General features: G+C 37.6%; 24 protein-coding genes. 20 read left to right on the top strand and 4 right to left on the bottom strand.

Annotated features, from left to right (window positions below):
- Positions 1-130 precede the first annotated feature (130 nt).
- The 5 genes from mbcS (at position 131) to BFM98_RS12565 (ending at position 5,199) form a co-directional block, all read left to right on the top strand.
- Complete coding sequence (gene mbcS / locus BFM98_RS12585; protein WP_048393547.1) at positions 131-1,714, top strand: acyl-CoA synthetase MbcS; 1,584 nt, start codon at positions 131-133, stop codon at positions 1,712-1,714.
- A 185-nt stretch (positions 1,715-1,899) separates the two neighbouring features.
- A complete protein-coding gene (gene sppA / locus BFM98_RS12580) occupies positions 1,900-2,913 on the top strand; it encodes a signal peptide peptidase SppA (RefSeq protein WP_048393549.1) in 1,014 nt (337 codons plus the stop codon).
- A gap of 51 nt (positions 2,914-2,964) precedes the next feature.
- On the top strand, positions 2,965-3,552 hold the full coding sequence (locus tag BFM98_RS12575) for an RDD family protein (RefSeq protein ID WP_254660035.1): 588 nt from the start codon (positions 2,965-2,967) through the stop codon (positions 3,550-3,552).
- Positions 3,553-3,676: 124 nt separating this feature from the next.
- Positions 3,677-4,180, top strand: coding sequence for a thiol peroxidase (gene tpx, locus BFM98_RS12570; protein WP_004226187.1), 504 nt, complete (start codon positions 3,677-3,679; stop codon positions 4,178-4,180).
- A gap of 89 nt (positions 4,181-4,269) precedes the next feature.
- A complete protein-coding gene (locus BFM98_RS12565; RefSeq protein ID WP_066037554.1) occupies positions 4,270-5,199 on the top strand; it encodes a class I SAM-dependent methyltransferase in 930 nt (309 codons plus the stop codon).
- Positions 5,200-5,260: 61 nt separating this feature from the next.
- Here BFM98_RS12565 and BFM98_RS12560 read toward each other — a convergent pair whose 3' ends face one another.
- The gene (locus BFM98_RS12560; RefSeq protein ID WP_004226191.1) at positions 5,261-5,710 is read right to left on the bottom strand and encodes a universal stress protein; all 450 of its coding nucleotides are present in this window, start codon (positions 5,708-5,710) and stop codon (positions 5,261-5,263) included.
- Between the two features lie 421 nt (positions 5,711-6,131).
- Here BFM98_RS12560 and ald point away from each other — a divergent pair, with 421 nt between their 5' ends.
- Positions 6,132-7,247 (top strand): alanine dehydrogenase, encoded by a 1,116-nt coding sequence (ald, locus tag BFM98_RS12555; protein WP_004226195.1) that lies wholly within the window; start codon positions 6,132-6,134, stop codon positions 7,245-7,247.
- Between the two features lie 51 nt (positions 7,248-7,298).
- Here the strand turns inward: ald and BFM98_RS12550 are convergent, their stop codons facing one another.
- A complete protein-coding gene (locus tag BFM98_RS12550) occupies positions 7,299-8,387 on the bottom strand; it encodes a M24 family metallopeptidase (RefSeq protein WP_066037553.1) in 1,089 nt (362 codons plus the stop codon).
- A gap of 233 nt (positions 8,388-8,620) precedes the next feature.
- Between BFM98_RS12550 and BFM98_RS12545 the strand changes: the two genes are divergently transcribed.
- Both BFM98_RS12545 and BFM98_RS12540 read left to right on the top strand, forming a co-directional pair.
- Positions 8,621-9,304, top strand: coding sequence for a metal-dependent hydrolase (locus BFM98_RS12545; protein ID WP_016994815.1), 684 nt, complete (start codon positions 8,621-8,623; stop codon positions 9,302-9,304).
- 152 nt (positions 9,305-9,456) lie between these two features.
- Positions 9,457-10,764, top strand: a complete 1,308-nt coding sequence (locus BFM98_RS12540) for a DRTGG domain-containing protein (RefSeq protein WP_004226205.1) — start codon at positions 9,457-9,459, stop codon at positions 10,762-10,764.
- Between the two features lie 55 nt (positions 10,765-10,819).
- On the opposite strand, the gene BFM98_RS12535 is transcribed toward BFM98_RS12540, so the two are convergent.
- On the bottom strand, positions 10,820-11,125 hold the full coding sequence (locus BFM98_RS12535; protein ID WP_048393558.1) for a YtpI family protein: 306 nt from the start codon (positions 11,123-11,125) through the stop codon (positions 10,820-10,822).
- Positions 11,126-11,215: 90 nt separating this feature from the next.
- On the opposite strand from BFM98_RS12535, the gene BFM98_RS12530 reads away from it, so the two are divergent.
- The 8 genes from BFM98_RS12530 to BFM98_RS12495 all read left to right on the top strand — a co-directional run bounded on the left by BFM98_RS12530 (position 11,216) and on the right by BFM98_RS12495 (position 21,531).
- Positions 11,216-12,160, top strand: a complete 945-nt coding sequence (locus BFM98_RS12530) for a DHH family phosphoesterase (RefSeq protein WP_083225370.1) — start codon at positions 11,216-11,218, stop codon at positions 12,158-12,160.
- Between the two features lie 22 nt (positions 12,161-12,182).
- Positions 12,183-15,266 carry a DNA polymerase III subunit alpha gene (gene dnaE, locus BFM98_RS12525; RefSeq protein ID WP_066037551.1) on the top strand — a complete coding sequence of 1,028 codons (3,084 nt, stop codon included), beginning with the start codon at positions 12,183-12,185 and terminating at the stop codon, positions 15,264-15,266.
- A gap of 132 nt (positions 15,267-15,398) precedes the next feature.
- A complete protein-coding gene (locus BFM98_RS12520; RefSeq protein ID WP_048393566.1) occupies positions 15,399-16,040 on the top strand; it encodes a FadR/GntR family transcriptional regulator in 642 nt (213 codons plus the stop codon).
- A gap of 24 nt (positions 16,041-16,064) precedes the next feature.
- A complete protein-coding gene (gene accD / locus BFM98_RS12515; protein ID WP_048393568.1) occupies positions 16,065-16,922 on the top strand; it encodes an acetyl-CoA carboxylase, carboxyltransferase subunit beta in 858 nt (285 codons plus the stop codon).
- Positions 16,915-17,871, top strand: a complete 957-nt coding sequence (locus tag BFM98_RS12510; protein ID WP_066037550.1) for an acetyl-CoA carboxylase carboxyltransferase subunit alpha — start codon at positions 16,915-16,917, stop codon at positions 17,869-17,871. The genes accD and BFM98_RS12510 overlap by 8 nt, the downstream gene beginning before the upstream one ends.
- Positions 17,872-18,192: 321 nt before the next feature.
- On the top strand, positions 18,193-19,152 hold the full coding sequence (pfkA, locus tag BFM98_RS12505; RefSeq protein ID WP_048393573.1) for a 6-phosphofructokinase: 960 nt from the start codon (positions 18,193-18,195) through the stop codon (positions 19,150-19,152).
- Positions 19,153-19,178: 26 nt separating this feature from the next.
- Positions 19,179-20,939 (top strand): pyruvate kinase, encoded by a 1,761-nt coding sequence (gene pyk, locus BFM98_RS12500; protein ID WP_048393575.1) that lies wholly within the window; start codon positions 19,179-19,181, stop codon positions 20,937-20,939.
- 202 nt (positions 20,940-21,141) lie between these two features.
- On the top strand, positions 21,142-21,531 hold the full coding sequence (locus tag BFM98_RS12495) for an FxsA family protein (RefSeq protein WP_054549955.1): 390 nt from the start codon (positions 21,142-21,144) through the stop codon (positions 21,529-21,531).
- Here BFM98_RS12495 and BFM98_RS12490 read toward each other — a convergent pair.
- Positions 21,515-22,480: an AI-2E family transporter gene (locus BFM98_RS12490; RefSeq protein ID WP_048393721.1), complete on the bottom strand. Its 966-nt coding sequence runs from the start codon at positions 22,478-22,480 to the stop codon at positions 21,515-21,517. The two genes, BFM98_RS12495 and BFM98_RS12490, sit on opposite strands and share 17 nt — an antisense overlap.
- 250 nt (positions 22,481-22,730) lie before the next feature.
- On the opposite strand from BFM98_RS12490, the gene citZ reads away from it, so the two are divergent.
- From citZ to BFM98_RS12470, 4 genes are all read left to right on the top strand, one after another.
- Positions 22,731-23,846, top strand: a complete 1,116-nt coding sequence (citZ, locus tag BFM98_RS12485; protein WP_048393579.1) for a citrate synthase — start codon at positions 22,731-22,733, stop codon at positions 23,844-23,846.
- 79 nt (positions 23,847-23,925) lie between these two features.
- Positions 23,926-25,188 (top strand): NADP-dependent isocitrate dehydrogenase, encoded by a 1,263-nt coding sequence (gene icd / locus BFM98_RS12480; protein WP_048393581.1) that lies wholly within the window; start codon positions 23,926-23,928, stop codon positions 25,186-25,188.
- A gap of 178 nt (positions 25,189-25,366) precedes the next feature.
- Positions 25,367-26,305, top strand: a complete 939-nt coding sequence (gene mdh, locus BFM98_RS12475; protein WP_048393582.1) for a malate dehydrogenase — start codon at positions 25,367-25,369, stop codon at positions 26,303-26,305.
- Positions 26,306-26,463: 158 nt separating this feature from the next.
- Complete coding sequence (locus BFM98_RS12470; RefSeq protein WP_004226245.1) at positions 26,464-26,904, top strand: MaoC/PaaZ C-terminal domain-containing protein; 441 nt, start codon at positions 26,464-26,466, stop codon at positions 26,902-26,904.
- Positions 26,905-26,939: the final 35 nt, after the last annotated feature.

The raw sequence follows: 26,939 nt of genomic DNA, 5'->3' as shown, positions 1-26,939 counted from the left end.
GATAAAATGTGACCGATGCCATATAGGAGGGTATGATAGTTGTCATGACTTTACCGAAATTAAGCACAAACCATTGAAAATGCTGAAAAAAGAGTTTTATAATGTGTCATAACAAAAGGGGGCAATTGCCATGAAAAGACAAGATTTAGTTGCACCAGAATGGTATAACATAGTAGAAGAAATTGAAAAATATGCTCAGGATGCAGCCAAAAATGCTTTAATCATTTATGAAGAAAACCAAGACATCCAATGTATTACATATGCACATTTATTGGAAAAAGCGAATCAAGCAGCACATGTATTCACCAAGCAAGGTTTAAAGAAAGGTGATGTCATTTTAGTAATGGTACCACGTTCGGTTGAAGCATATATTGTGTATATTGCTGCATTGAAAGCGGGTTTAACTATTATTCCAAGTTCTGAGATGTTAAGAACAAAGGATATTGAGTATCGAATTCATCATGCAAATGCTAAAGCAGTTATTGCATTTGAACCCTATATTGAACAGTTCGATAAAGTGGGAAATTTACAAGACATACTGCAATTTGTCATAGGGAATGCACATGAACCTTGGCAGAACATACTTGAAAAAATGAATAATCAACCTACAACCTACATAAATCCTATCCCAACAAAAAGCACAGACAATGCATTTTTAGCCTATACAAGCGGAACAACAGGAAATCCAAAAGCAGCAGTGCATACGCATAGTTGGGGCTATGCTCATTTACGAACAACAGCACCACATTGGTTGGGTGTACAAGAAAATGATATTGTTTGGGCGACTGCAGCACCAGGGTGGCAAAAATGGATTTGGAGTCCATTTCTAGCTACTTTAGGCAGTGGTGCTACTGCATTTGTCTACAAAGGTAAATTTGAAGCAGCTTCTTATTTAGCATTGCTTGAGAGATTCAAAATCAATGTACTATGCTGTACACCAACTGAATATCGTTTTATGGCAGCGCTTGAAAATTTACATGAATATGATTTAAGTGCAATTCGCCAAGCTGTATCAGCTGGTGAGCCATTAAATAGTGAGGTTATTAGAGTATTCTTGGAAACATTCAAATTACAAGTGCGAGATGGCTATGGACAAACGGAAAATACATTATTGGTAGGCACAATGGTAGGGATGGAAGCGAGAGTTGGCTCTATGGGAAAACCTACTCCTGGCAACACTGTTGAAATTATTAATGATTTGGGCAAACCTGTTACAATCGGAGAAGTTGGTGATATTGCTGTTCATCGCGAAACGCCAGCACTCTTTAAAAAATATTTAAATGATCCTGAACGTACAAATTTACAATTTCGTGGGGATTGGTATATTACAGGAGATCGTGCTTATAAAGATGAAGATGGCTACTTTTGGTTTGACGGACGAGGAGACGATGTTATTATATCCTCAGGCTATACAATTGGCCCTTTTGAAGTAGAGGATGCTTTAATGAAACATCCAACTGTAAAAGAGGCTGCTGTTATAGCGAGCCCTGATAAAGTAAGAGGAAATATTGTCAAAGCATTTATTGTTCTGCGCAATGGTGAAAAAGGTGATGGAGCGCTTATTCAAACACTCCAAAGTCATGTTAAATCATTGACTGCTCCTTATAAATATCCACGTGCTATTGAATTTGTAGAGGAACTACCAAAAACATCTTCTGGGAAAATTAGACGTGTCGAATTACGACAACAAGAAATCAAACACCTCCAATTATAATATTTCCTGGGAAATAATGTCGAAAATCAAAGTTCATCAAAGGTATGGACTTTGATTTTTTTATTTTTTTTAGGTAAGGTAATATGAGGAAATACATAGCTTAAAGCTTTTTGTGTTTAATTATTGCAAAAAGATGAAACAAATTGGCAAGTCATACGTATTACGTGTTGAGGAGGCGGAAAGACATGAATGTAAAAAGGTGGGTTGCTTTAGTAGTGGCTGGTGTTCTTTTACTATTTTCGTTAGGAATTAATACCATTTTTGCGCTATTTAAAGCAGATTTCCTAGGTAATTTTGATAGCTTAATGGCAGGTAATAGCTTAGATGTATATGAAAATGTCATTGAAGGGGAGAATTTTGATAAGCGAATTGCTTATTTAAAGGTAGATGGAACGATTCAAGATATCGGCTCAAGTACATTGTGGCAACCAGTTGCCTATGATCATCAATTTTTCTTAGAACAATTGGATAATATTTTATATGATGAGTCCATACAGGGGGTTGTTTTAAGCGTTAATTCACCAGGTGGTGGTGTAAAGGAATCTGCAGATATCTATAAAAAGCTACTAAAAATAAAAGAAGAACGACAAATTCCAATTTATGTATCAATGGATTCTATGGCAGCTTCAGGTGGTTATTATATTTCTGCACCAGCAGATAAAATATTTGCCCATCGTGATACAATAACAGGCTCTATTGGTGTCATCATGCAATCAATTAACTATCAAGAGCTGGCTGAAAAAGTAGGGGTCAAATTTGAAACGTTTAAATCGGGAGAGCATAAAGATATGCTAAGTCCAATGCGTGAAGTGACAGCAGAGGAACGTGCAATGATGCAAGATATGATTAATGAAACGTACGAAGAATTTGTAGATATTGTAGAGCAGGGACGTAATATGTCTGAAGCAGAAGTGAAGAAGGTTGCAGATGGTCGTATTCTTGGCGGTACAAAAGCACTTGAAGCAGGGTTAATTGATGAAATTGGTGATGAAGAAGCGGCCATTGCAGCTCTTCGTGAGGATTATGGACTTGAAGATGCGGCTTTATTTGAGTATTCATACGATATGGGTGGCTGGCAATCATACGTAGGTATGAAAATTGGCTCCATGTTCGGTCCCTCTGCCGAAGAAAAAATGCTAATGAAAATCATGACGGACTATAGCGCTCCGAAAATGATGTATCTATATGGGGAATACTAAGGGGGAGAGCACAATGACAAACAATGAAATTGTTATGCAAGGTTCACCTCATTGGAAAATGGCTTCTATATAAACACTTCAGGAGAATCAGCACATGAAAAAAACTATGCATTAAAAACTGCTGGTTTTTGGGTACGATTTTGGGCATTTTTATTAGATGGATTCATCATTTCTGCTGTAGGTGGAATACTCGTCAATCCTATCTTCTATTTAATGGATTGGTCTTTATCTGATTCGGTTTGGTATGCGCCAATTTCTATTATTACAGCAATTTTCTACTATAGCTATTTTGTGCTGATGACCAAGTTCTTTGGGCAAACACTAGGGAAAATGGTGTTCGGATTACGTGTAATTTCATTAAAGCACGATCAGCTAACTTGGTCAGATGTGTTATTCCGTGATTGGATTGGTCGTATCATCAATAATATTTTTATGCCACTGTATATTTTGGTAGTGATTTTGCCAGAAAATCAAGGCTTACATGATTATTTTGCCGATACAACAGTGGTGCACGAAAAGATCTTTATTGAAAAGGCTTCAACACCGACTACTTTACCAAAACAAGAAGAACATATAGAAATTACTGTGCAAGAAGAAAAAATAGACTTAGCCAAGCTAGAGGAAAAAAATGAACAATAAACATAAGACTGTCTCAAATTAGGAGACAGTCTTATCTATTTCTAAGTATGTAAGCTATCATAGTTGCAATTAATTCCCTTCATTTAGTAATATTATGTACATATGATGATTAGGAGGCGTTTAGATGGCACAAGTAACATTTAAAAATGGTCCAGTGACACTAGTAGGAAATGAAGTAAAGGTGGGCGATCAAGCTCCAGATTTTACGGTATTAGCGAATGACCTATCACCTGTAACATTAAATGATTCAGAAGGAAAAATTCGTTTATTTAGTGTTGTACCATCATTAGATACTGGTGTATGTGATGCGCAAACACGTCGATTCAATGAGGAAGCAGCGAACTTAGGTGATAATGTAGTCATTTATACAGTATCTGTGGATCTTCCATTCGCTCAAAAGCGTTGGTGTGGTGCAGCAGGTATAGATGCAGTCCAAACTGTATCAGATCACCGCGACCTTTCATTTGGTGAGGCATATGGCGTATACATTCAAGAATTACGTCTTCTGACACGTGCAGTATTCGTTGTGGATGCAAACAATAAAGTAACATATGTTGAATATGTACCTGAAGCTACAGATCATCCAAACTATGAAGCGGCCATTGCAGCTGTCAAAGCACTAGCATAATAAGCTGCTTTTAGGCTAAGATAATACTAGACAAAGGGGCTGTGACAAGTGTTTGTCACGGCTCTTTTCTGCGTGAAAGGAAGTTAGATATGGAAAATATCGAAAAGTTATTTGGTTTGCTAAATGAGCATGCCGAAAAAATCGAAAAAGAACACAATATAACGTTACTAGAAGGATTATTAGATGGGTTAGAGGCATGGCTTGATGGCGAAGTTAATTTTTCTCAAAAAGATGCAACAAAAGAGGATATTCGTAAAGCTATTCAAATTGCTATTTTAAAAGGGATGCGCAAAGGCTCACAGCCGAATCATCAAATGACTCCTGACACGTTAGGGCTATTAGTGGGCTACTTTGTGGAGCAGATTTTTGCAGAGCGTCTTGAAAATGAAAAGATCTCGATCATGGACCCAGCAGTAGGCACAGGCAATTTATTACTGACGGTTATGAATTTATTAGATGGAAAAGTGGAAGCAACAGGTGTAGAGGTGGATGAGCTACTTATTCGTCTTGCTGCGGCAACTGCTGACTTAACAGAACAACCTATTTCTTTATACCGTCAAGATGCCTTAGAAGATTTATTGGTCAATCCATTGGATGCCGTTGTTTGTGATCTACCTGTAGGTTATTATCCAAATGAAGAAGTGGCGCTCGATTATGAATTATGTCCAGCGGAGGGGATGAGTTATGCCCATCATTTGTTCATCGAGCAATCAATGAATTATACAAAGGATGGCGGCTATTTATTTTTCCTTGCACCATCTCATCTGTTTGAGTCAGAGCAGTCTAAGCAATTACACAAATACATTCAAAAACATGCGTGGATTCAAGCGATTATTCAATTACCTGACTCGATGTTTGCAAATAAATCATTAGAGAAGAGCATTGTGATTTTACAAAAACAATCGAAGGAATTGAAAGCACCTAAAGAAGTCCTATTAGCTAAAGTACCAAATATGCAGAATAAGCAGGCACTTGCGCTATTCTTTGAAAAAGTGAAGATGTGGAAAGAGGGCAAGTAATTGCACTTGAGTGCAAGTAAAAAGGTATCCTATACAAGGATACCTTTTTATGTATTACAAATTAGTTTTCAGGCGTACGGATAACTAGTACGTCACATTTAGCTGAACGTACAATAGCCTCAGATACAGAACCGATTAGGAAGCGTTCTACTGCATTTAGACCAGTTGCACCACAAATGATTAAATCTGCGTCTACGATGTTAGAAAGCTCTTTTGTTATGATATTTTTTGGAGAGCCATACTCGATGATAAGATTAACATTCGTTAAACCTTCATCTTCAGCTTGCTTTTTGTAACCATTTAATAGTTCTTCAGAAAATGCTTGAGCACGCTCTGCAATGGAACGGTCATATGCTTCGATAGCAGCAAATGAACGAGTATCGATTACATTTACTAGATTTAACACTGCACCTTCGTTTCGTTTTGCAACATCAATTGATTTACGAAACGCGTATTCAGCTTCTTTTGAACCGTCTACTGCAACAACAATGCTTTTATAATGATTAGCCATTTGAAAAACCTCCCTGATTTGTATATGTTGATTATACCAAATGATTTTCTAAAGGAAATACTTTCCGCAAGAAAAATTATGAAAATGTGAAGGCATTTCATGTAGAAATGTTAATTAATTATAAATATCTAATTCCCACTATTTGCAGTGTGTAAACGTCTTTTGATTGGTTTCAACTACACATGAATCAGTTCCATTAACTGCTACCTATACTCCTTTTTAGTTTTTAAATATAGTAATTTATAATGATATACAACGTTTGAATATTTGTTATTTTGGAAATCTTATAAATTTTATCTGTATTTGCATTAGTTAAAGCTTTTTTTGCAATTGTTTGGTAATATGGAAGTGCAAGGGGTGCATCAAGTTTAGTTACATAAATGATGCTTATTTCTTACGTTATGGAAGGGGATAGGAAACAATGAAGATTGGTATTCCAAAGGAAATTAAAAACAATGAAAACCGTGTAGCAATGACACCAGCAGGAGTTGTCACTTTAACACATGCAGGGCATGAAGTGTACATTGAAACAGGAGCGGGGCTAGGTTCAAGCTTTACGGATGCTGATTACATTGCAGCAGGTGCTCATATTGTTCAAACAGCTAAAGAAGCTTGGTCCCAAGAAATGATTATGAAGGTAAAAGAACCTGTAGCTTCTGAGTATGATTACTTCTACGAGGGTCAAATTTTATTCACTTATTTACACTTAGCGCCAGAGGTTGAATTAACTCAGGCACTTTTAAATAAAAAAGTTGTAGGAATTGCCTACGAAACAGTACAATTAGCAAATGGTTCATTACCTTTGTTAACACCAATGAGTGAAGTCGCTGGTAAAATGGCTACACAAATTGGTGCACAGTTCTTAGAGAGAAACCATGCTGGTAAAGGTATTTTATTAGGTGGTGTATCGGGTGTACAACGTGGAAAAGTGACAGTAATTGGCGGTGGTATTGCGGGTACAAATGCTGCAAAAATTGCTGTTGGCATGGGTGCTGATGTGACAGTTATCGATTTAAGCCCAGAACGTTTACGTCAATTAGAAGATATGTTTGGACGCGATGTTCAAACATTAATGTCTAATCCATATAATATTGCAGAATCAGTGAAAGATTCAGATTTAGTTATTGGTGCTGTATTAATTCCAGGCGCAAAAGCACCGAAACTTGTATCGGAAGAAATGATTCAATCAATGCAAGCCGGCTCTGTTGTAGTGGATATTGCAATTGACCAAGGTGGTATTTTTGCAACATCTGATCGTGTGACAACACATGATGATCCAACATATGTGAAGCATGGCGTTGTACACTATGCAGTTGCAAATATGCCTGGTGCGGTACCACGTACTTCTACAATTGCATTAACAAATAATACAATCCCATATGCACTTCAAATTGCCAACAAAGGCTACAAACAAGCTTGCCTTGATAATGCAGCACTGAAAAAAGGTGTGAATACATTAGATGGACAACTTGTTTATAAAGCAGTGGCAGATTCGCAAGGACTACCATTTGTCAATGTGGATGAATTAATTCAATAAACTTTGCTGGACAGAGAAAAAGGAAGCACACTAGTTGCTTCCTTTTTTGCATTATAGAATGATTAAATCTTTCGGGAATTTTGTTAATACTTCAACGCCATCTTTTGTAACGACAACATCATCCTCAATACGTACGCCTGTTACATCTGATTTATAAATGCCAGGCTCAATCGTAAAGACCATACCTTCTTCCATCGTCATCTCATTGGCACCTGTAACAGATGGGAATTCATGCACAGAAATACCAAGACCATGTCCAAGGCGGTGCGTGAAATATTCACCATAACCAGCCTCTGTAATTGTATCACGCGCAATTTTGTCTAAGTCCATCGCACGAACACCTGGTTTTACTGCTGCGACAGCATTTGTATTGGCAGCTAAAACAGTTTGATAAATTTCTTTTTGTGCTTCACTAGGCTCCCCAAAAGCTACAGTACGTGTAATATCTGAGCAATAGCCATCGTAAATAACGCCAAGGTCAAATAGTACCATATCACCTTTTTCAATTTTACGTGCACCTGGCTTCCCATGAGGAGAGGCAGTTTTTGGACCACTCAATACCATTGTTTCAAAAGACATTTTACAGCCTTTATCTTGAATGGCACTTTCGATCGCTGTTAGGATTTCCATTTCTGTTTTACCTTCAGCAATTTCCTTGCAACCGATTTCAATTGCATAATCGGCCAATTCAGCAGCTTTACGTAATTTTTCTAATTCACTTTCATCTTTGATTACGCGCATCGCATTAATTTTTTTGTCAAGACGCACAAAGCTAGCTTGAGGGAAAGATTGCTGTAAAGCTTCCAAGCGCTCAACAATGAGTTGTGCTTTTTCAATAGCAAATGTAGCTGGGGTGATTTGGCGTGCTACAATCGCTTGAGCAAGAACTTCCATCGAATTTTCTGTATCTTGATGACCAATTACCTCATAAGACCAACCAGCAGCCTTTGCATCTGGAATCTCCATTTGTGGACAAATTAGAAAAGGCTCCGCATCTTTAAAAATCATGACTCCTAGTAATCTTTCATGTGGATTACTTTTAAAGCCTGAAACGTAAAAAACATTGTCAGGTGTTGTTACGAACGCTGCATCGATATGATTTTGCTGCAAGTAACGTTGGATTTCTTCAACCTTTGACATTAATATGTCCTCCTTTTAGTGCATTGAAAATTTTACGTAAGAAAGCTTCGACTGCCGAAAAAAGTAGCGAGGTTTCTTATAGAGTACTGAATAATTATGCTCTAACAGGGTATAAAGCTGTTAAAGAATACTACCATTATTCTCTGTACAAGCATATCAAAAAAAGGGAAAAAGCGCATGGGTAGCGAATTAAAATGTTGGACTGTACTTTGTAAATCGAGGAGGATGTTAAGATGAAAATAAGTTATCATGGACATTCAGTTGTCAAAATACAAACAAATGGAAAAACGATATTAATTGACCCTTTTATTAATGGCAATGGGCAAACAGACTTAAAAGTGGCTGACGAAGCGCCAGATATTATTTTACTTACACATGGCCATAATGATCATGTTGGAGATACAGTAGAATTAGCGAAGAAAAAAGATGCGCTAGTCATTGCGCCAAATGAGCTGGCTAATTGGATTTCTTGGCAAGGTGTAAAAACACACCCAATGCATATAGGTGGTGCGAAGGAATTTGACTTCGGTAAAGTAAAGTTTACACAAGCCTTTCATGGCTCTTCTTATGTAACAGAAAATAACGAAATAATTTATATGGGCATGCCTGCTGGAATTTTATTATTTATTGAAGGATTAACAATTTATCATGCGGGCGATACAGCTCTTTTTGGTGATATGAAACTAATTGGTGAACGACATCCAATTGATATTGCATTCTTACCAATTGGTGATAATTTTACAATGGGGCCTGAGGATGCAGCGTGTGCAGTTTCGTTTTTAAAGCCGAAAATTGTCGTACCGATTCATTACAATACATTCCCACCAATCGAGCAAGATCCACAGATTTTTGCAGATTTAGTACAAAATACAGAAGTTCAAATTTTGAAAGCTGGCGAAAAAGTAAACTGTTTCTAATCGTTGGTAATGCTGTACTATATGAATTGACACCACGCTGGTAGTTGAAATGATGGGGAAAGTTAAACAATTTCATCACTTTATATTAAATATTTTCATAAAAAATATGGTACACTAAGAGCAGAATTGAAGCTTAGGAAATAGGTGATATTTTGTCTACAAAACATGAGAAAATTTTACAATACATCGAATCACTACCCGTGGGCGATAAAATTTCAGTACGGCAAATAGCAAAGGAAATGCAAGTGAGTGAAGGAACAGCTTACCGTGCAATTAAGGAAGCTGAAAATCGTCGCTTAGTAAGTTCTATTGAACGTGTTGGAACAATTCGTATTGAGAAAAAAAAGAAAGAAAATATTGAGCGCTTAACTTTTGCAGAAATTGTTAATATTGTAGATGGCCAAGTTTTAGGTGGTAAATCAGGTCTACATAAAACACTAACAAAATTTGTTATTGGGGCTATGCAATTAGAGGACATGATGCGTTACACTGATGCAGGTAGCTTATTAATTGTTGGTAACCGTATTAAAGCACATGAGAATGCCCTTCGAGCGGGGGCAGCTGTTTTAATCACCGGCGGTTTCGATACTACGGAAGATAATAAGTTGCTTGCAGATTCATTAGATTTACCAATTATTTCAACAAGCTACGATACGTTTACAGTAGCAACAATGATTAACCGGGCAATCTATGACCAATTGATTAAAAAAGATATTCTTTTTATCGAAGACATTTATGTACCGATGACTGACACTGCAGCATTAAAAAATGATGAAACAATTCATCATTTCCAGAAGCTGAATGAACGTACAACCCATGGTGCATTTCCTGTAGTTACCCACCAAAATAAATTGGTCGGTATGATTACCGTAAAAGACGTCATTGGTCGTGAAGAAAACGAGCTTATTGAAAAAGTAATGACGAAAAACCCAATTGCAGGCTCCATGAAAATGAGTGTCGCTTCGGCAGGGCATCGAATGATTTGGGAGGGGATTGATCTTTTACCAATTGTAGATGACGACAATATTTTACAGGGTGTTATTAGCCGTCAAGATGTACTGAAGGCGTTGCAATTAGCACAAAGACAGCCACAGCATGGTGAAACGATTGATGATTTAGTGAAAAATGAAATGAAGGTATTAGGTGATGAAGAACTCATCGTTGAATTTAAAGTCACACCACAAATGACTAATCAATATGGAGCAATTTCATACGGTGCTTTTACAACTTTACTAGCTGAGGTCGGTTCATTCGCATTAAAACGACGTAAACGTGGAGATGCAGTGGCAGAGAATATGACTATTTACTTTATTAAACCAGTCCAAATGGAAAGTACGCTAACTGTTAAGCCTCGGATTTTAGATATGAGTCGTAAGTTTGTGAAGATGGATTTTGAAGTGTATAATCAACAAATGCTTGTTGGTAAGGCAATGATGATGTTCCAACTATTAGAACGTTAAGTATTGAAAAGGGATGGCCTAGCGCAATTGCTTGGTCATCCCTTTGTTACATATATTATTGATTAATGCGGAATTCTTCCTCAACAAATTGTCCATAATGACGTGCTTTTTTTATATTTTCTACAATAACTAAGATGCCGAGCGCGGCAAGAATTGCTACAATAATAAATGTAAATAAGCTCGGGAATAAATAAGCTTGATTTAAAGCAAATGACAATATTAAGGAACCTAAGCCGATGTTCGCTTTGCTTTTATACCAGTTTTTAGCAATAGGTAATGGAGAACGGAATTGTTTTGTTTTAAAATAAAAATAAAAAACAAAAGATATGATAATCGCAAACACAAATATTAAATTGAGCATAGTAAACCTCCTAGCATAACTAGACATTATTGTAACGATAATTATGTAAAAATGCTAACGGTTCTTACTATCATTTTGGGGGAAATTATTGTGAAAAGACAAATCATCGACACAATTGAGGCCAATGAAACCATTATTATCCATCGTCATGTACGTCCTGATCCTGATGCTTATGGCTCACAGCAAGGCTTAAAAGAGATTATTTTAGCCAATTATCCTGATAAAAAGGTTTTTGCTGTAGGGGAACATGATGCTTCTTTATCTTTTATGGCACAGCCTGATGAAATAGCGGATGAAGTGTATGAAAATGCTTTAGTTATTGTCACTGACACGGCTAATACAGAACGTGTTGACGACCAACGCTACACAAAAGGAAAAATGGTGATAAAAATTGATCATCATCCAAATGATGATGCTTATGGTGATCTTTTATGGGTGGACACGACAGCAAGCTCTTGTAGTGAAATGATCTATGAATTATATGAAGAAGGCAAGGAAGTAGCAAACTGGAAACTTTCAGATGCTGCTGCACGCTTATTATTTGCAGGAATAGTGGGCGATACAGGCAGATTCCAATTCCCAAGTACAACAGCTAAAACATTTAAAGTTGCTGCGGATCTGATTACATATGATTTTGATCGAAACCAACTATTTGATGGCATGTACGAAATGGAGCAAAAATTACTTAATTTACAGGGATATATTTATCAAAACTTTACAATGGATGAGCATGGAGCTGCCTATGTGAAGCTAACAAAAGAATTACTGGCAGAGCATGACACTGTGCCATCTGAGGCTTCTTTATTAGTAGGCTGCCTAGGCAGTGTTAAAGATATATGCTCATGGGTTGTTTTCATTGAAGAAGGGGATCAGATCCGTGTACGATTACGTTCGAAGGGTCCCATTATCAATACATTAGCAAAAGAATTTAACGGTGGCGGACATCCGCTTGCATCTGGTGCTACTGCCTATTCATGGGAAGAAGCAGACCTCGTTATTGCAAGATTAAAAGAGATTTGTAAAGCGTATCATTAACAGAGAAAAGGAAGGGATTCATTTGACACATGTATATACAAAGATGCATACGAGCGCGGATTTATTGAAAAGCACAATTCGGCTTGAGCAATTGATTCCTTTTTTACAAGAACAAAAGACACAAGCCTGTGCAATCGTTAATACGAAATTGTACGGGCTTTTGCCTTTTTGTAAAGCATTGCAGCAAGTAAATATCCATGCGGTTATAGGGCTTTCGGTTAACGTTCAGTGGCATGATAAAACGCTTCCCCTCGTCCTGTATGCGCAGACGCAGGAGGGCTATCAACATTTATTAAAGATTAGTAGTGCGATTTCAATTAGACAAGATGATGTGCTGCCTTGGAAATGGCTTGAGGGATATTCAGCAGGTTGTATAGCGCTACTTTCTTCAGACGATTTAACAGATGTAGATGACTGGCAGGCAATGGTTTCTGCTTTGGTCCAACTGTTTAACCATCACCTCTATATGGGGATTGCTAGACCTGGAGGGATAAAAGCTGAACAAGAAGATGATTTCGTTTCTTGGTGTGAAGAACATGCTATTGCACTTGTAGCATCTCAAAGCTGTTATTTCTTGCGTCCAGAAGATCATTTTGCTTATGAAGTAGTAAGAGCAATTGATACAGGAGAAAAGCTTGGTAATACTATGCAAACAGCTGATGTACAGGGCTATTTTGCCCCAACAGCATTCGAATGGCAAAATTGGTTTGCGGATCGTCCAGATTGGCTTGATGCCAGTACGAAAATGCTTGCTTGCTGTAAAGCTGATTTACCAAAAATGCCTGTGCAAATGCCTAAATTTCCTGTACCTGAAGGTGAAACAGCTGAAAGCTTGCTTGTTAAAGAAGCATTTACTGGATTAGAAGAGCGATTCAAGCAACTGGCAATACCCGGTGCTTACCATGAACGATTACAGTATGAACTAGAAATTATTTGCTCTATGGGCTTTGCTGACTATTTTTTGGTTGTGGCGGATTTTATGCGATATGCAAAAGAAAATCGAATTTTGACGGGACCTGGACGTGGTTCCTCAGCAGGTTCGCTTGTGGCATATAGTCTTTCGATTACCCAAGTAGATCCACTTGCCTATGGTTTATTATTCGAACGTTTTTTAAATCCTGAAAGAATTACCTTACCTGATATTGATATCGATTTTGTTGATAGTAAAAGGCATCAAGTCATTCAGTATGTTGCCCAAAAGTATGGCAAAGCTAATGTCGCACAAATTATTACATTTGGTACATTGTCTGCAAAAGCAGTTGCCAGGGATGTTGCACGGGTATTTGGCTTTGATGCGGAAATGCTAGAAAAAATTTCGAAGATGATTCCAAATAAGCCGGGAATTACATTACAAAGAGCTGTAGCAGAGTCACAGGACTTTCAAGGCTGGTTAGCGGAGAATGATAAGCATTTGCGTTGGTACGAGGTGGCGTTAAAATTGGAGGGCCTACCAAGAAACTCGTCTATACATGCAGCTGGTATTGTCATCGCTCCATCGCATTTAGTGAATACTGTACCGATTGAAGAAGGGCATGATGGTATTTATAGTACGCAATGGCCAATGGGAGATATTGAAGCATGTGGTCTCGTCAAAATGGATTTTTTAGGCTTGCGCAATCTCACTATTTTAGAGCAAATACGTTGGTCAATTTATAAAGCTGGTGGTCCTTGGATAGAATTCGAGCGAATCCCAATGCATGATGACAAGACGTTTCAACTATTACAAAGAGGGGATACGCTGGGGATTTTTCAATTAGAATCAGACGGTATGAAGCAAGCCTTGCGTGATATCTGTCCTACAACCTTTTTAGATATTGTGGCTGTAAATGCACTTTATCGCCCAGGTCCAATGGATTTTATTCCTGTCTATGCAAAACGGAAGGCTGGCAGAGAAATGGTAACGATGCCACATCCAGTGCTAGAGCCTATTTTACAAGAGACCTTTGGTGTGATCGTTTATCAAGAACAAATTATTAAAATTGCATCAGTACTGGCAGGCTTTACAATGGGACAGGCAGATTTGCTTCGCCGCGCAGTGAGTAAAAAAAATCGACAAGTTTTAGAGGAGCAACGCACAGCATTTGTTCAGGGGGCGCTACGCCAAGGCTTTGATCAGCGTTTAGCTGAAGAAGTATACGAACTGATTGTACGCTTTGCGGATTATGGTTTCCCTAAAAGTCATGCTGTGGCCTATAGTGTTATTTCCTATCAAATGGCTTATTTAAAGGCGCATTTCCCTCAAAACTTTTATGCAGCGTTATTATCAAATGCCACGGGAAATGTAGAAAAGATTCAACAATTTGTCCATGAGGCAAAAGATAAGGGCATCCCATTTTATCCACCTTCATTAAAAAGTAGTACGAAATATTTTACGGTGGAAAAGGAAGGCATTCGCTACAGCTTATCAGGAATTAAAGGTGTGCCTCATACATTTATAGAAAAAATACATGGACTCCGTCAAACAAATCCAGAGGTATTAAATAACCTATTTGATCTAGCTGTTGCCTTAAGTGCGCAGCATTTTAAGCCAAAAGTGTTGGAATCATTGATATATGCTGGGGCGCTTGATTATCTAGAAAAAGATAGAGCCGTCCTCATCATGACAGTCGAGGCAGCTTTGAAACACGCAGAACTTTTAAGGCCAACTGAAGATATTGATTTAGCATCAGCAATGGCATTTAGTTTTGGTAAACCAAAATATATGCAGGCAGAAGCAATGTCCCAGAAGGAAAAATTGATGCATGAAAAAGAGAGCTTGGGCTTTTATATTTCTACCCATCCAGTTGCACAGGAAAGACTCTTCTGGGCGGATATCAATAGTACCTGTCGAGAGTTGAAGCAGAAGCGTGATGGTACCTCCATAAAAATGATTGGTCTGATTGAAGAAGTGAAGAAAATCCGTACGAAAAAAGGTGAGCAAATGGCTTTTGTTCAGCTACAGGATGAGTTTGGAACAGTTTCCACTACATTTTTTCCACAAACCTTTCAGTTGGTCCAAGACCTGCTGGTAGAGGAGGAAATGTTATGGATTGAAGGTGTTTTAGAAAGACGTTTTGGCAAGCCGCAAATCAAAGTAAAACATGCGCAAACGACGAAAAAGATATAAAATGAAACAAGAAATTAGAAACTGCATTAAATTTTATGCAGTTTTTTCTTTACTTTTGCACAGTTATTTTGTAAGCTAGAGTCAACGTTAAAAAGTGGTCAGACCACTTTTTTGATAAGGGGAGTTAGTCGTATGGATAAAAAAACCGAACAAAAAAAAGTGTTTTTAGAAATCGTCCAACAACTACGTCAACTCATTAAAATGGAAAAAATTCAAGCAGGTGAGAAGCTACCTTCCGAACGAGTTCTATCAGAGCGTCTAGGTGTCGGGCGATCCTCTGTGAGAGAGGCTTTGCGAAGCTTAGAGTTGCTAGGGCTTATTGAAACGAGACATGGTGGTGGTACTTTTCTTGCGTCCACACATAAGCATCAGCTCGTAGAAATACTGTCGATGTTTATATTAGAAGATGAAAAATCAAAAAAAGATGTCGAATTAACGCGACAAATTCATGAAATGGAAGCAATCCGCGTAATAAGTTGTACAGAGATTCTTCGCACACTACCTGTGTGGGATAGTTTTTTTGTGAAACTAGAAATAGAAGGTACAATTAATTGTCGAGATATTTTAAGAGAACTATTAATTACGACAGGTAATCGTCTTTCATTAAAAATCTGGTTTCAATTAGCAGCTTATGATGGCGACCGTTTAAATCGAAACTCAACAGAAGATGAAAAATTAATCATTCAAACGATGTTGAAATCGATGCAGCTGGGTTACGAAAAAGAAGCATTAAAAGCTTATGAGCAGTGGATGAGTACTGTACAGAGCATTTAGACAACAACAAAGGGGGAGTCGAACATGGCAATACGTAGCTTATTTAGTGGTAATCGAAAAAAGAAAGAGGACGGGCAAGAAAAGGCATTTCCAGAAGGGTTAATGACAAAATGTCCTGAATGTCGTCACATTCAATTAACAAAAGAATTAGAAAAAAATCATAAAGTATGTACAAAATGTAGTCATCATTTCAAAATGACTGCTCAAGAACGTGTGGACTATTTCTTAGATGAAGGCTCATTCGAATCCATGGATGATCATTTACAAACAAGTAATCCCCTTAATTTCCCAGCGTATGTTGAAAAAATTGCAGCAGACCAAGAGAAAACAGGCTTGAATGAGGCTGTCCTAACAGGCGTTGGTACAATAGATGGGGAAGAAATTGTCGTAGCGATTATGGATTCGCACTTCCGTATGGGGTCAATGGGCTCTGTAGTCGGTGAAAAAATTACGCGAGCAGTAGAGAAGGCAACTGAACTAGGTGTACCATTTATTATCTTTACCGCTAGTGGTGGTGCTCGTATGCAAGAGGGCGTATTATCATTAATGCAAATGGCGAAAACTAGTGTCGCATTAAAACGCCACAGTGATCAAGGCTTATTGTTCATCTCCATCTTAACGCATCCAACAACAGGCGGAGTTTCAGCAAGCTTTGCTTCTGTTGGTGATATAAATATTGCAGAGCCACAGGCTTTGATTGGCTTTGCAGGGCGACGTGTAATTGAAGAAACTGTACGAGAAAAACTACCAAGTGATTTCCAAACAGCAGAATTTTTATTAGAGCATGGTCAGCTTGATGCCATTTTCCATCGCAAAGATTTACGTAAACAAGTTTCTTTACTTGTAAAAATGCATACGAAAGGCGGCGTACAACATGTCTAAAAATTTAGCATTTGAAGAACCAGTCGTACAATTACGTGAGAAAATTGATGAATTAAAAACAATTGCTGCTGAAGCAGAAGTTGATATGTCTGGTGAAATCGAGAAGCTTGAAACACGTTTATCACAATTAGAGCAATCGATTTATGCCAATATGAAGCCGTGGGATCGTGTGCAAGTAGCAAGGCATCCAGAAAGACCTACAACGCTTCAATATATTGAAGCAATGTGTGAAAATTTTATTGAATTACATGGTGATCGTACATTTGGTGATGATGCAGCCATTCTTGGTGGGATTGCCATTTTCGAAGGGATACCAGTAACAATAATTGGACATCAACGTGGTAAGTCTACTAAGGAAAATATCCGTCGTAATTTTGGTATGCCTCATCCAGAGGGGTATCGAAAAGCACTACGCTTGATGAAGCAAGCTGAAAAATTCAAACGACCAATTATTTGTTTTATTGATACTAAAGGTGCTTACCCAGGGAAAGCTGCTGAGGAACGTGGTCAAAGTGAAGCAATCGCTAGAAACCTTGTAGAAATGGCTGGCTTAACTGTGCCTGTAATTAGTATCGTTATTGGTGAAGGAGGAAGTGGTGGTGCATTAGCATTAGGTGTAGCAAACCGTGTCTTTATGCTTGAGAACTCGACTTACTCTGTTATTTCGCCAGAGGGAGCGGCATCTATTTTATGGCGTGATGGTAGTCTGGCTAAGCAGGCAGCAGAAGCCATGCGTATCACAGCACCTGATTTGAAAGAACTTGGTGTAATTGATGGCATTATTCCTGAAATTATTGGTGGAGCACATCGCAATGTAGCAAAACAGGCCCTTTCTATTAAAGAATGCATTAGTGACACACTTCATGCATTAAATTCTTTAAATGGAGAACAATTAGTTGAAGATCGCTATGAAAAATTTAAAAAAATTGGACAGTATACAGAAGTGTAAATCTGTTTGTAAAAAGACGAATGTTGTTTACTTTAATAGGATATAAAATTTAAAAGCTATATATTTGCTCGTTAAGAGACAAAATTTGTTTCTTAACATATTAAAAAGCTATAAAAATTAAAGAAGATAATAGCGCATAATAAACGCCAGACTTCTTGAAAAAATGTTAGATTTAGGATGTTTTTAGGTGGAAAGAGTGTGTGAAAGCGCATTCTTTTCATTTTTTATGTAAAAGTTATGTTTTTGTATCCCCAGAACCCTTACATAGTTTGTTTTTTCATGTTAATGTGAATAATAATAGTAACTGCAGGAGGTTCGACAATGAAAAAAATTGCTGTATTAACTAGTGGTGGAGATGCGCCTGGAATGAACGCTGCTATTCGAGCGGTCGTTCGTAAGGCAGCATTTCATGGAATTGATGTTGTCGGAATTAAGCATGGTTATGAAGGCTTAGTAAAAGGATTTATGGAAGAACTTGATTTAGGTGCAGTTGGTGGTATTATCCAACGCGGTGGCACGCATTTGAATTCGGCAAGATGCCCAGAATTTAAAGAAGATGCTGTTCAGCAACGAGGTATTGAGAATTTACGAGCTGCTGGTATTGAAGGACTTGTTGTCATTGGTGGTGATGGATCTTATCGAGGTGCCATGGATTTGGTGAAAAAAGGCTTCCCTGTTGTAGGGGTACCTGGAACAATTGACAATGATATTCCTGGAACTGAATATACGATTGGCTTTGATACAGCCCTAAATACAGTAGTAGAATCCATTGATAAAATCCGAGATACTGCTACATCTCATGAAAATTCTTTCATTGTAGAGGTAATGGGACGTGATGCAGGAGATATCGCTTTATGGGCAGGTCTTGCTGCTGGTGCTGAAACAGTTTTAATTCCAGAAGAAGATTATAATTTAGATGATATTGTCGCACGCTTAGATCGTGGTGCTGCACGTGGTAAAAAGCATAGTATTATTATTGTGGCAGAGGGTGTTATGTCAGGAAGTGAGCTGGCAAAACTGTTAAAAGAAAAAACAGGAAAAGAAACACGTGTTTCAGTATTAGGTCATATCCAACGTGGTGGATCACCTACAGCAAGAGATCGCGTATTAGCGAGTCAGTTTGGCGCACATGCAGTTGAATTACTTATGGAAGGCAAGGCTGGTCGAGCAGTAGGTATTCGCAATCATCAAGTCATTGATTATGATATGCCAGAGGCTTTTGAAAAGAATCATGAGGCTGATGTAAGCCTATATACACTAATGAAAGAACTATCAATATAATTTGTTATAAAACGGAGTGGGCAAAAATGAGAAAAACAAAAATCGTATGTACAATTGGACCTGCAAGTGAGTCACCAGAAATTTTAGAAAAATTAATCGAAGCAGGTATGAATGTAGCCCGCTTGAATTTTTCACACGGATCACATGAGGAACATGCAGGGCGTATTCATTTAATTCGTGAAGTGGCACAAAAATTAAATAAACCAGTGGGAATTTTACTTGATACAAAGGGACCAGAAATTCGTACACATAACATGAAAAATGGCGAGCTTCATTTGTCAGCAGGTCAAGTAATTGATATTTCAATGACAGAAGTAGAAGGTACTGAGACGAGCTTTTCTGTCACATATGAGCGCTTAATTGAAGACGTTGAGCAAAATTCAATTATTTTACTTGATGATGGACTAATTCAACTACGTGTATTAGCAACGGATATGGAAAAAGGATTAATTCATACAATTGTTGAAAATGCTGGCGTACTAAAAAATAAAAAGGGTGTTAACGTACCAGGTGTTTCTGTACAACTACCAGGTATCACAGAAAAAGACGCACAAGATATTTTATTTGGTATCGAACAAGGTGTTGATTTTATTGCTGCTTCATTTGTTCGTCGTGCAAAAGATGTTCTTGAAATTCGTGAATTGCTTGAACAAAATGGTGGTAGTCATATTCAAATCATCCCCAAAATTGAAAACCAAGAGGGTGTCGATAACATCGATGAAATCATCCTAGTATCTGACGGTTTAATGGTTGCTCGTGGAGATCTTGGTGTTGAAATTCCTGCAGAAGAAGTACCACTTGTACAAAAGAAATTAATTTTAAAATGTAATCAAGTTGGTAAACCGGTAATTACGGCAACTCAAATGTTAGATTCCATGCAGCGTAACCCACGACCAACACGTGCAGAAGCAAGTGATGTAGCCAACGCAATTATTGATGGAACAGATGCTATCATGTTATCTGGTGAAACTGCCGCAGGTCTTTATCCAGTTGAATCGGTACAAACGATGAATAAAATTGCACAACGCACTGAAAATTCATTAGATTATCGATCAATTGTTTCTACACGTAGTCGTGAGAAAGAAGCAAATATGACAGAGGCAATTTCACAAGCTGTAGCTTATACCTCTATCAACTTAGGGGTGAAAGCCGTATTAGCTCCAACTGAAAGTGGTAATACAGCGAGGATGATTGCGAAATATCGACCAGGAGTGCCAATTGTTGCAGTTACAGGCTCTACAAATACAGCGCATACATTAACACTAGTATGGGGCGTATACCCAATTGTGTGTCAACGTGTGACAACAACAGATGAAATTTTAGAACTAGCTGTGGATGAAAGCTTGAAGCATGGTTTTGTTACACATGGAGACGCAGTTGTCATTACAGCAGGTGTACCTGTAGGTGAAGCGGGTACAACAAACTTAATGAAAGTTCACATTATTGGAGATTTACTTGCACGCGGACAAGGGATCGGAAAAGCATCAGTTGTTGGTAAAACAGTGGTTGCTAAAAATGCTGCTGAGGCACTTGCCTACGATACAGACGGATGCATTCTTGTTACAGTAGGTTCGGATCGTGATATGATGCCTGCTTTAGAAAATTGTATTGGCCTAATTACTGAAGAAGGTGGACTTACTAGCCATGCAGCAGTTGTAGGGTTAAGCCTAGGTATTCCAGTAATCGTTGGTGTAAAGGAAGCAACTACATTAATCCGTCATGGTCAAGAAATTACAATGGACGCTGAAACAGGTGTGATTTACAAAGGACATGCAAGCGTTCTTTAATAATTAACAAAAAGCTCTAGTGCGGTTTGTTGTACTAGAGCTTTTCCATAAAGGTTGTACACACACTTTATGGAAACTATTAATTCCTTCCTTTAACAGAAGTTGCTTTCTCATAGAATAGGTCTATTCATTTTTTTATGAAACTAAACGGGCTATAATAACGTATAAAAGGTATAGCTTTTCAAGTAGAAAGGAGAAAAATATGCGAAAAATTTTTCTTGGTTTCATTGTCTACACATTAGCCGAATTGACGTTATTAATAGTCATTGGACAAAATATTGGTGTTTTAAGTACATTATTGCTCATTATTGCTACAAGTGTGATTGGGATTTATGTCATGAAAAATAAAGGTATGAACTCTGTTCAAAATGTGAAAAATACATTGGCACGCGGAGAAGCGCCAGGAGCTGCATTAGTGGATACTTTCTTAACTTTTGGTGGTGGTTTGCTTTTAGCGTTACCTGGATTTTTAACAGATGTCCTAGGTTTATTCCTACTCATGCCATTTTCTCGAAAAATGTTCCAACCTATTGTCTATTACTGGATGCGTAAAAAAATGAAAAAAGGTCAATTCATCATCGTTCAAAGATAGAGTTTTCTTTCAGTTTTACAGCTAGAAATAAAAAGATAGGGCTCAGTAATATACCATAAAAGCCAAATAATAGAATAGAGGCAGCGCTGATAAAGAATGTATGGAATGTGCGTAGCTGAAGCGTATTGGACCAAAGCATCGAATCGGCTAGCTGCCTTGTTAATTGTACAAATAAATAGAGTAGTAAAATGGCCACACATAAAAAGGTATTGCCATTGAAATAAAAATAAATGCTCATTGGCACAAGAAAAACGCCAATTCCGAAAAACGGTAGTACATCTGCAAATGCTACAATAAATGCTTTAATAATGGCTTGTTCAAATTGAAGGATCATAAAGCCAGCACAAAGAATGAGTAGGGTAATCGTAAATAATTGAAACTCTACAAATAAGAAATAATGAAAAAGTTGCATGATTTTTGCAAAATGAGATTGCCACTCTTGACGATATTTTTTAGGCACATATTGAAAGAACCAATAGCGTGATTTACGTGTTTCTAGAAGCGCAAAGTAATAAGCGACTAAAAAGATGAAAACCTCAATGACATGCTTCATTAATAATTGGAAAAGATCTGCTGTATATACGATGATGGAATCGAAAATGGACAGTGATTTTTCTTTTAAAACTTGTACAAACATGGATTCATATTCACTGAAAAGCGGGAAATTTTGTAAAGTCTCTCGAATTTCTGGGAAAATGACGATAATACTGTTAATAGATATGACAACTAGTAGAAAAATACAGGTTAATATTAATACTTCCACAATAATTGCTGCAATCCAATACGCAATCCTACAATATTTGTGTAAAAAATTTATGATAGGATACGTCGAAAATGATAAAAAAATTGCGAGTGACACAGGTAATACAAACCAAAGTATGACTAAATAAAAAATAAATAGCAAAACGCTCGTAGTTCTTTCGTATGAAAAATACTTTAAATTCCTCATTTTTACAAATTCACCCCAAACCAATTGATAAATTAATGTCAAAATATACAAAAAAATCTCTTTAGGACAATTATATAGTCGTTCGGACGTCTTTTTCTTTATTTGGAGGATTTTCATTCACAAAGCTGTCAAAAATGATTATAATAGCAATGTAAGCGATTTACTTAATGGTTCATATGAGCAAAATTCGTAAATGCAACATAAAAAACGCATTTGCAACAAAAAAATAAGTATGAGGGAGCGATAATTTATGTCAGCAACTAAAGGTTTAGAAGGTATCGTAGCAGCGGAATCTAAAATCAGTTCAATTATCGATGACACACTTACATATGTTGGTTACAACATTGATGATTTAGCAGAAAATGCGTCATTCGAAGAGGTAATTTACCTGTTATGGCATACTCGTTTACCAAAAGAGGACGAGCTAGCTGAATTAAAACAACAATTGGCAGACAACATGTCAATTCCGCAAGCGATTGTCGACCAATTTAAAACATACCCACTTTCAACTGTACATCCAATGGCTGCATTGCGTACTGCAGTATCTTTACTTGGTGTATTCGATGAAGAAGCGGATGTTATGGATCCAGAAGCAAACTACCGTAAAGCAATTCGTCTTCAAGCTAAAATTGCTACAGTAGTAACTGCTTTTGCACGTGTTCGTAAAGGTTTAGAACCAGTTTCACCAAAACCTGAATTAGGATATGCGGCAAACTTCTTATACATGCTTAAAGGCGAAGAGCCAGCAGATATTGAAATTGAAGCATTCGACAAAGCATTAGTATTACATGCTGACCATGAGTTAAATGCATCTACATTCACTGCACGTGTATGTGTAGCTACATTATCTGATGTTTATTCAGGTGTAACTGCAGCGATCGGTGCATTAAAAGGACCACTTCACGGTGGAGCAAATGAGCAAGTTATGAAAATGTTAACTGAAATTGGCTCACTTGAAAATGTTGAATCTTATATTCAAAATAAATTAGACAACAAAGAAAAAATCATGGGCTTCGGTCACCGTGTATATCGTAAAGGCGACCCTCGTGCTCCGCATTTACGCGTAATGTCTAAAAAATTAACTGAGCTAACTGGTAAACCAGAGCTTTACGAAATGTCAGTTAAAATCCATGACATGATCGTAGAACAAAAGAAATTACCTGCAAACGTAGATTTCTTCTCTGCGTCAGTGTATGATTCTTTAGGTATTGATCATGACCTGTTCACACCAATTTTCGCAGTATCACGTACTTCAGGTTGGGTGGCACATATCCTTGAGCAATATGCTAATAACCGCCTAATCCGTCCACGTGCTGAGTATGTTGGACCAGGCATGCAAAAATATGTTCCAATCAGCGAGCGCTAATTTGGAAAATATGCTAGAATGTTTGGGACTGTGTTATCACTAACACAGTCCTATGATTATGAATTTAGGAGGCAACAGAATGTCAAACAAAATTGTAGTTGAAAATGGCGTACTTAATGTACCAAACAATCCAGTAATTCCTTTCATCGAAGGTGATGGAATTGGTCCAGATATCTGGGCAGCAGCATCACGCGTAATTGACGCAGCAGTAGAAAAAGCTTATAACGGTGAAAAGAAAATTGAATGGTTAGAAGTTTTAGCTGGTGAAAAAGCATTTAACCAAACTGGTGAATGGTTACCACAAGAAACTTTAGACAAAATTAATGAATACTTAATTGCAATCAAAGGTCCTCTTACTACACCAATCGGTGGTGGTATCCGCTCTCTTAACGTAGCATTACGTCAACAACTTGACTTATATGTATGCTTACGCCCAGTACGTCACTTTGATGGAGTGCCTTCTCCAGTTAAACGCCCAGAAGACGTTGATATGGTTATCTTCCGTGAGAACACTGAAGACATCTACGCTGGTATTGAATTCGAATCTGGTTCAGAACAAGCTCAAAAAATCATCAACTTCCTACAATCTGAATTTGGTGTAAATCAAATCCGTTTCCCAGAAACTTCTGGTATCGGTGTTAAACCTGTATCTAAAGAAGGTACTGAGCGTTTAGTACGTTCTGCTATCGAATACGCAATTAAACATAAACGCCCATCTGTTACTTTAGTTCATAAAGGTAACATCATGAAATTCACTGAAGGTGGATTCAAAAAATGGGGTTATGAATTAGCAGAAAAAGAATTTGCTGATCAAACTTTCACTTGGAACCAATACGATGCTATCAAAGCTGAACAAGGTGAAGAAGCAGCAAACAAAGCTCAATCTGATGCTTTAGCAGCTGGCAAAATCTTAGTGAAAGATTCTATCGCTGATATCTTCTTACAACAAATCTTAACTCGTCCAACTGAGTTCGATGTAGTAGCTACAATGAACTTAAATGGTGACTATATTTCTGATGCTTTAGCTGCACAAGTTGGTGGTATCGGTATCGCTCCAGGAGCTAACATTAACTATGTTACTGGCCATGCGATCTTCGAAGCTACTCACGGTACAGCTCCAAAATATGCTGGTTTAGATAAAGTAAACCCATCTTCAGTATTACTTTCAGGTGTATTAATGCTTGAACACTTAGGATGGCAAGAAGCTGCTGACATGATCACTCAATCTGTTGAGAAAACAATTTCTTCTAAAGTTGTTACTTATGACTTCGCACGTTTAATGGACGGCGCTACAGAAGTGAAATGTTCAGAATTCGCTAATGAGTTAATCAAAAACCTATAATTTTCTATTCTACAATAGAATTTATCGCTAAAGCGGATGCTTTTTTCTGCCGATATAATTAGGGTGACAGTAAATTTTAATTGAATATTTACGATAAACTTGTTTAATTGAGGGAGTGAGATGGAAGTCTCCTCCCTCTTTTAAAATATATAACCTAATTTTAAAGGAGCGTATTCAAATGTCTCTGAAACGAAAAAAAATCTCAGTTATCGGTGGCGGTTTTACAGGCGCTACTGCAGCATTTTTAGCAGCTCAGAAAGAACTTGGTGACGTCGTATTAGTGGATATTCCACAAGCAGAAAACCCAACAAAGGGTAAGGCGCTAGATATGTGGGAGGCAGCACCAATACAAGGGTTTGACTCTTATGTGCAAGGTACTTCCAATTATGCAGATACGGCGAATTCTGACGTAGTGATCATTACCGCTGGTGTTGCACGTAAACCAGGTATGAGCCGTGATGACCTTGTTCAAATCAATCAGAGTGTTATGAAAACTGTTTCAAAAGAGATTGCTACGCATTCACCAAATGCTACAATCCTTGTACTGACAAACCCAGTTGATGCCATGACATACACAGTATACAAAGAAACTGGCTTCCCTAAAAACCGTGTAATTGGTCAATCAGGTGTTCTTGATACGGCTCGTTTCTGTGCATTTGTGGCAGAAGAACTTAAGATTTCAGTGAAAGATATTACTGGTTTTGTATTAGGTGGTCACGGTGACACAATGGTACCGTTAACACGTTATTCATTTGCTGGTGGTATTCCGTTAGAATCACTTATTTCTGCTGAACGTTTAGAAGAAATTGTTGACCGAACGCGTAATGGTGGAGCAGAAATTGTCAACTTACTTGGTAACGGCTCTGCCTATTATGCGCCTGCTGCGGCACTAATAGAGATGGCTGAAGCTATTGTAAAAGACCAAAAACGTATTTTACCATCTATTGCTTATTTAGAAGGCGAGTACGGCTATCATGATTTATACTTAGGTGTTCCTACATTACTTGGCGAAAACGGTATTGAAAAAATCTTTGAGCTAGAATTAACGGACAAAGAAAAAGCAGCTTTAGATCAATCAGCAGAAGCAGTTCGTAATGTGATGAAAATTTTAGTGTAGAATATCAGTCTAAGTCTTAAAACGAGTAGGGAATGTTCCTGCTCGTTTTTTTATGTTTCCAGGGTTGAGAAAGGTAAGGTTCTTCTGCTTTTCATTGTACTTTTAGCATAAAATTGATACTATGAATGTAGTATGATAGAAAAGGGGTTGGCGTATCTTTGCTTCAAAAAAATAGTAAACTTGGTCTCACAATCGATGAAATTACAGTTGGCGAGAAAATCCATATCACTGAAAAAATTGAAGATAGGGATCTATTGCTTTATTTAGGCCTTACAAACGATAGTAACCCGCTTTATATTCAACATGATTATGCAGCTATGACACCTTTTCAAAAGCCAATTGTGCCGACAATTATGTTAAATGGTATTATTACATCAGCTGTGTCAAAGTATATTCCAGGACCAGGTGCACGAATTATTGAGCAACATTTGAAATATTTAGGACCTCTCTATCATTATGAATTGTTCGATACGCTATTAGAGGTTACAGCAATCAATAAATATGACAATACCATCACTGTATCTGTCCACTCATATAATGAGCAGAAGCAGCTTGTAATTGAAGGTTTATTGCTTGTGACTCCACCACTTGCGCTATAGACGTCTTGAGATTTGAAATGGGGGTTTCAAATCAC

The sequence above is a fragment of the Lysinibacillus sp. AR18-8 genome, assembly GCF_001705465.1.
GTDB classification, from domain to species: domain Bacteria; phylum Bacillota; class Bacilli; order Bacillales_A; family Planococcaceae; genus Lysinibacillus; species Lysinibacillus capsici.
This window is presented reverse-complemented; position numbering and strand designations above follow the sequence as displayed.

Coding starts and splice junctions, on each gene's coding strand:
- accD (WP_048393568.1), top strand. CDS start 16,065: ATGGCAATACGTAGCTTATTTAGTGGTAATCGAAAAAAGAAAGAGGAC.
- BFM98_RS12565 (WP_066037554.1), top strand. CDS start 4,270: ATGGAAAATATCGAAAAGTTATTTGGTTTGCTAAATGAGCATGCCGAA.
- mbcS (WP_048393547.1), top strand. CDS start 131: ATGAAAAGACAAGATTTAGTTGCACCAGAATGGTATAACATAGTAGAA.
- tpx (WP_004226187.1), top strand. CDS start 3,677: ATGGCACAAGTAACATTTAAAAATGGTCCAGTGACACTAGTAGGAAAT.
- sppA (WP_048393549.1), top strand. CDS start 1,900: ATGAATGTAAAAAGGTGGGTTGCTTTAGTAGTGGCTGGTGTTCTTTTA.
- BFM98_RS12520 (WP_048393566.1), top strand. CDS start 15,399: ATGGATAAAAAAACCGAACAAAAAAAAGTGTTTTTAGAAATCGTCCAA.
- BFM98_RS12550 (WP_066037553.1), bottom strand. CDS start 8,387: ATGTCAAAGGTTGAAGAAATCCAACGTTACTTGCAGCAAAATCATATC.
- BFM98_RS12490 (WP_048393721.1), bottom strand. CDS start 22,480: ATGAGGAATTTAAAGTATTTTTCATACGAAAGAACTACGAGCGTTTTG.
- BFM98_RS12535 (WP_048393558.1), bottom strand. CDS start 11,125: ATGCTCAATTTAATATTTGTGTTTGCGATTATCATATCTTTTGTTTTT.
- pyk (WP_048393575.1), top strand. CDS start 19,179: ATGAGAAAAACAAAAATCGTATGTACAATTGGACCTGCAAGTGAGTCA.
- BFM98_RS12510 (WP_066037550.1), top strand. CDS start 16,915: ATGTCTAAAAATTTAGCATTTGAAGAACCAGTCGTACAATTACGTGAG.
- citZ (WP_048393579.1), top strand. CDS start 22,731: ATGTCAGCAACTAAAGGTTTAGAAGGTATCGTAGCAGCGGAATCTAAA.
- BFM98_RS12560 (WP_004226191.1), bottom strand. CDS start 5,710: ATGGCTAATCATTATAAAAGCATTGTTGTTGCAGTAGACGGTTCAAAA.
- ald (WP_004226195.1), top strand. CDS start 6,132: ATGAAGATTGGTATTCCAAAGGAAATTAAAAACAATGAAAACCGTGTA.
- pfkA (WP_048393573.1), top strand. CDS start 18,193: ATGAAAAAAATTGCTGTATTAACTAGTGGTGGAGATGCGCCTGGAATG.
- mdh (WP_048393582.1), top strand. CDS start 25,367: ATGTCTCTGAAACGAAAAAAAATCTCAGTTATCGGTGGCGGTTTTACA.
- BFM98_RS12545 (WP_016994815.1), top strand. CDS start 8,621: ATGAAAATAAGTTATCATGGACATTCAGTTGTCAAAATACAAACAAAT.
- icd (WP_048393581.1), top strand. CDS start 23,926: ATGTCAAACAAAATTGTAGTTGAAAATGGCGTACTTAATGTACCAAAC.
- BFM98_RS12495 (WP_054549955.1), top strand. CDS start 21,142: ATGCGAAAAATTTTTCTTGGTTTCATTGTCTACACATTAGCCGAATTG.